At 46.3% G+C, this 5,344-nt stretch carries 2 tRNA genes and 3 rRNA genes; all 5 read left to right on the forward strand.

Annotated elements, in window-relative coordinates:
• Nucleotides 1-141: 141 nt before the first annotated feature.
• The 5 genes from H526_RS0117845 (at nt 142) to rrf (ending at nt 5,302) form a co-directional block, all read left to right on the forward strand.
• Nucleotides 142-1,663 (forward strand): 16S ribosomal RNA (locus tag H526_RS0117845).
• A 139-nt stretch (nt 1,664-1,802) separates the two neighbouring features.
• A tRNA-Ile gene (locus H526_RS0117850) sits at nt 1,803-1,876 on the forward strand.
• 119 nt (nt 1,877-1,995) lie between these two features.
• Nucleotides 1,996-2,069, forward strand: a tRNA-Ala gene (locus tag H526_RS0117855).
• 161 nt (nt 2,070-2,230) lie between these two features.
• Nucleotides 2,231-5,052: ribosomal RNA gene (locus tag H526_RS0117860) — 23S ribosomal RNA — on the forward strand.
• 142 nt (nt 5,053-5,194) lie between these two features.
• Nucleotides 5,195-5,302 (forward strand): 5S ribosomal RNA (gene rrf / locus H526_RS0117865).
• Together the 16S, 23S and 5S rRNA genes with 2 tRNA genes alongside form the textbook arrangement of a ribosomal RNA operon.
• Nucleotides 5,303-5,344: the final 42 nt, after the last annotated feature.

Genomic DNA, 5,344 nt, shown 5'->3' on the forward strand with positions numbered 1-5,344 from the left:
GTTCATTGATATATTGATTGACAGCGCGTATTATGGTTGTATTTATTTACGATCATATTACAATAAGAATTAAGACTAGAAGCATTTTTGAGATACGATTTAAAATTCCTGTTGTTATTGTTAAATAATATTTAAGAATACACGATGAAGAGTTTGATCCTGGCTCAGGATGAACGCTAGCGGCAGGCTTAACACATGCAAGTCGAGGGGTAACGTGAGTGCTTGCACTTGACGACGACCGGCGCACGGGTGCGTAACGCGTATAGAACCTACCTTATAGTAAGGGATAGCCCAGAGAAATTTGGATTAATACCTTATAGTATGATAAGATGGCATCATTTAATCATTAAAGATTTATTGCTATAAGATGGCTATGCGTTCTATTAGCTAGTTGGTATGGTAACGGCATACCAAGGCAACGATAGATAGGGGTCCTGAGAGGGAGATCCCCCACACTGGTACTGAGACACGGACCAGACTCCTACGGGAGGCAGCAGTGAGGAATATTGGACAATGGAGGCAACTCTGATCCAGCCATGCCGCGTGTAGGAAGACTGCCCTATGGGTTGTAAACTACTTTTATAGAGGAAGAAACAGTTCCACGTGTGGAACTCTGACGGTACTCTACGAATAAGGATCGGCTAACTCCGTGCCAGCAGCCGCGGTAATACGGAGGATCCAAGCGTTATCCGGAATCATTGGGTTTAAAGGGTCCGTAGGCGGGTCTGTAAGTCAGTGGTGAAAGTTTTCGGCTCAACCGGAAAATTGCCATTGATACTGCAGGTCTTGAATCATTATGAAGTGGTTAGAATAAGTAGTGTAGCGGTGAAATGCATAGATATTACTTAGAATACCGATTGCGAAGGCAGATCACTAATAATGTATTGACGCTAAGGGACGAAAGCGTGGGTAGCGAACAGGATTAGATACCCTGGTAGTCCACGCCGTAAACGATGGTTACTAGCTGTTCGGACTTCGGTCTGAGTGGCTAAGCGAAAGTGATAAGTAACCCACCTGGGGAGTACGTTCGCAAGAATGAAACTCAAAGGAATTGACGGGGGCCCGCACAAGCGGTGGAGCATGTGGTTTAATTCGATGATACGCGAGGAACCTTACCAGGGCTTAAATGTAGTATGACAGGTTTAGAGATAGACTTTTCTTCGGACATATTACAAGGTGCTGCATGGTTGTCGTCAGCTCGTGCCGTGAGGTGTCAGGTTAAGTCCTATAACGAGCGCAACCCCTGTTGTTAGTTGCCAGCGAGTAATGTCGGGAACTCTAGCAAGACTGCCGGTGCAAACCGCGAGGAAGGTGGGGATGACGTCAAATCATCACGGCCCTTACGTCCTGGGCCACACACGTGCTACAATGGTAGGTACAGAGAGCAGCCACTTTGCGAGAAGGAGCGAATCTATAAAACCTATCACAGTTCGGATCGGAGTCTGCAACTCGACTCCGTGAAGCTGGAATCGCTAGTAATCGGATATCAGCCATGATCCGGTGAATACGTTCCCGGGCCTTGTACACACCGCCCGTCAAGCCATGGAAGCTGGGGGTACCTGAAGTCCGTCACCGTAAGGAGCGGCCTAGGGTAAAACTGGTAACTGGGGCTAAGTCGTAACAAGGTAGCCGTACCGGAAGGTGCGGCTGGAACACCTCCTTTCTAGAGAAAGACGATACTCAGGAATTGTTATTTTGAGGTGTTTTTAGTCTTAAGCTGTTAATTAATTTATTGTATAGTTGTATTTTTTGGTTGTTAGTTTTACTAATAGCGATTAAGCATCAATTATCAACTATGAAGAAGTCTCATAGCTCAGCTGGTTAGAGCGCTACACTGATAATGTAGAGGTCGGCAGTTCGAGTCTGCCTGAGACTACAAGTCGTAAGACTTAAAATTAAGTTCATACTAATTTTATTGAAAGGAAATTTTAGAAGTTGAGAATTCATTACTTCATCATTCGGGATTCTGAATTCGACATTTAGGATTTCATTAATGGGGGATTAGCTCAGCTGGCTAGAGCGCCTGCCTTGCACGCAGGAGGTCATCGGTTCGACTCCGATATTCTCCACGATTATGCTTTTTTTTTAAAGGTATAAGAACGTTCATTGACATATTGATTTAAAGAATACGAGCGTTATATGTTCTCACAGGAGACATATAACGACAAAAATAAAAGAGCGATGATATTTATTTATCATCAAAAACTAAAAGAGCAAGTTAAAGCAAGACGCATAAGCTAATTAAGGGCGTATGGGGAATGCCTAGGCTCTCAGAGGCGATGAAGGACGTGATAAGCTGCGAAAAGCTGTGGGGAGTGGCACATACACTATGATCCGCAGATATCCGAATGGGGCAACCCGGCATATTGAAGATATGTCACCTAGCAATAGGAGCGAACCCGGAGAACTGAAACATCTAAGTACCCGGAGGAGAAGAAAACAATAGTGATTCCGTTAGTAGTGGCGAGCGAACGCGGATTAGCCCAAACCAGTATTGTTACGGCAATGCTGGGGTTGTAGGACCACGTTATAAGATGTATATTGAATTAGAACAGTTTGGAAAGACTGACCGTAGAGGGTGATAGTCCCGTATAGGTAAGATATATTGATTTAGTGGTATCCTGAGTAGTGCGGGGCACGTGTAACCCTGTATGAATCTGTCGGGACCATCCGATAAGGCTAAATACTCCTGAGAGACCGATAGTGAACCAGTACCGTGAGGGAAAGGTGAAAAGAACCCTGAATAAGGGAGTGAAATAGATCCTGAAACCATACGCTTACAAGCGGTCGGAGGCCTTCGGGCTGACGGCGTGCCTTTTGCATAATGAGCCTACGAGTTACTTTTACTAGCAAGGTTAATCCGTTAAGCGGAGCAGCCGTAGCGAAAGCGAGTCTGAATAGGGCGTTATAGTTAGTAGTAGTAGACGCGAAACCGTGTGATCTACCCTTGGGCAGGTTGAAGCTTTGTTAACCCAAAGTGGAGGACCGAACCCGTTGACGTTGAAAAGTCTTGGGATGACCTGAGGGTAGGGGTGAAAGGCCAATCAAACTCGGAAATAGCTCGTACTCCCCGAAATGCATTTAGGTGCAGCGTTGATTTATAGTTTTATAGAGGTAGAGCTACTGATTGGATGCGGGGGCTTCACCGCCTACCAATTCCTGACAAACTCCGAATGCTATAAAATGTTAATCAGCAGTGAGGGCATGGGTGCTAAGGTCCATGTCCGAGAGGGAAAGAACCCAGACCATCAGCTAAGGTCCCTAAATATATGTTAAGTTGAATAAACGCGGTTGAACTGCTTAGACAGCTAGGATGTTGGCTTGGAAGCAGCCATTCATTTAAAGAGTGCGTAACAGCTCACTAGTCGAGCGGTTCGGCATGGATAATAATCGGGCATAAACATATTACCGAAGCTATGGACTTCGTAAGAAGTGGTAGGGGAGCATTGTAGTGGCGTTGAAGGTGAGAGGCGATTCTTGCTGGAGCAGCTACAAAAGAAAATGTAGGCATAAGTAACGATAATGCGGGCGAGAAACCCGCACACCGAAAGACTAAGGTTTCCTCAGCTATGCTAATCAGCTGAGGGTTAGTCGGGACCTAACGCGAACCCGAAAGGGGTAGTGGATGGACAACAGGTTAATATTCCTGTACCTGCTCACATTAAAAGTGACGGAGGCGTATATTTGGTGCGAACTGACGGAATAGTTCGTTGAAGCGAGTAGTAATACCGCGATAGTACACAGAGGCTTCGGCCAATGTGATAATCCAGAGAAGCGACTTCCAAGAAAAACAAGTGAAGCAGCCCGTACCGTAAACCGACACAGGTAGTTGGGATGAGAATTCTAAGGTGCTCGAGAGATTCATGGCTAAGGAACTAGGCAAAATCGACCCGTAACTTCGGGAGAAGGGTCGCCCATCTTATGATGGGCCGCAGTGAAGAGGTCCAGGCGACTGTTTATCAAAAACACAGGGCTATGCTAAATAGAAATATGATGTATATGGCCTGACACCTGCCCGGTGCCGGAAGGTTAAGAGGAGGGTTTAGCTTCGGCGAAGATCTGAATTGAAGCCCCGGTAAACGGCGGCCGTAACTATAACGGTCCTAAGGTAGCGAAATTCCTTGTCGGGTAAGTTCCGACCTGCACGAATGGTGCAACGATCTGGACACTGTCTCAGCCATGAGCTCGGTGAAATTGTAGTATCGGTGAAGATGCCGGTTACCCGCTGTGGGACGAAAAGACCCTGTGAACCTTTACTATAGCTTAGTATTGACTTTGGATAAGTAATGTGTAGGATAGGTGGGAGACTTTGAAGTGGCGTCGCCAGGCGTTGTGGAGTCATTGTTGAAATACCACCCTTTGCTTATTCGAAGCCTAACATCGCGAGATGGACAGTGCTTGGTGGGTAGTTTGACTGGGGTGGTCGCCTCCAAAAGAGTAACGGAGGCTTCTAAAGGTCTGCTCAGTACGGTTGGTAATCGTGCGTAGAGTGCAATGGCATAAGCAGGCTTGACTGAGAGACATACAGGTCGATCAGGTACGAAAGTAGAGCATAGTGATCCGGTGGTTCCGCATGGAAGGGCCATCGCTCAAAGGATAAAAGGTACTCCGGGGATAACAGGCTGATCTCCCCCAAGAGCTCACATCGACGGGGGGGTTTGGCACCTCGATGTCGGCTCGTCACATCCTGGGGCTGGAGAAGGTCCCAAGGGTTGGGCTGTTCGCCCATTAAAGTGGCACGCGAGCTGGGTTCAGAACGTCGTGAGACAGTTCGGTCTCTATCTACAGTGGGCGTTAGAAATTTGAGTGGATCTGACTTTAGTACGAGAGGACCGAGTTGGACGAACCGCTGGTGTATCTGTTGTTCCGCCAGGAGCATTGCAGAGTAGCTACGTTCGGAAGGGATAAGCGCTGAAAGCATATAAGCGCGAAACCCACCACAAGATGAGATTTCTTTAAAGGGTCGTGGGAGACTACCACGTTGATAGGCTATAGGTGTAAAGGCAGTAATGTCATAGCCGAGTAGTACTAATAACCCATAGGCTTATGCGCACGTCCTGCTAAGCAATTAGCAGGACGGAGAATTGCTTTGATAGCTTCTTTTTAGTTACTTTTTTAGATCGTATTTTATTATTTAAATCAATATGTCAACAATATTAGTTGATCTCTTATCATTAAGAATCAACCAACAGCTTAAGGTGGTTATAGCATCGGGGCTCACCTCTTACCATTCCGAACAGAGAAGTTAAGCCCGTTAGCGCCAATGGTACTACAATCGTGGGAGAGTAGGTCGCCGCCTTCCTTGAAAACCCTTCAATACTAAATTGAAGGGTTTTTTTTATAC

The organism is Aquimarina latercula DSM 2041 (assembly GCF_000430645.1).
Lineage (GTDB): Bacteria > Bacteroidota > Bacteroidia > Flavobacteriales > Flavobacteriaceae > Aquimarina > Aquimarina latercula.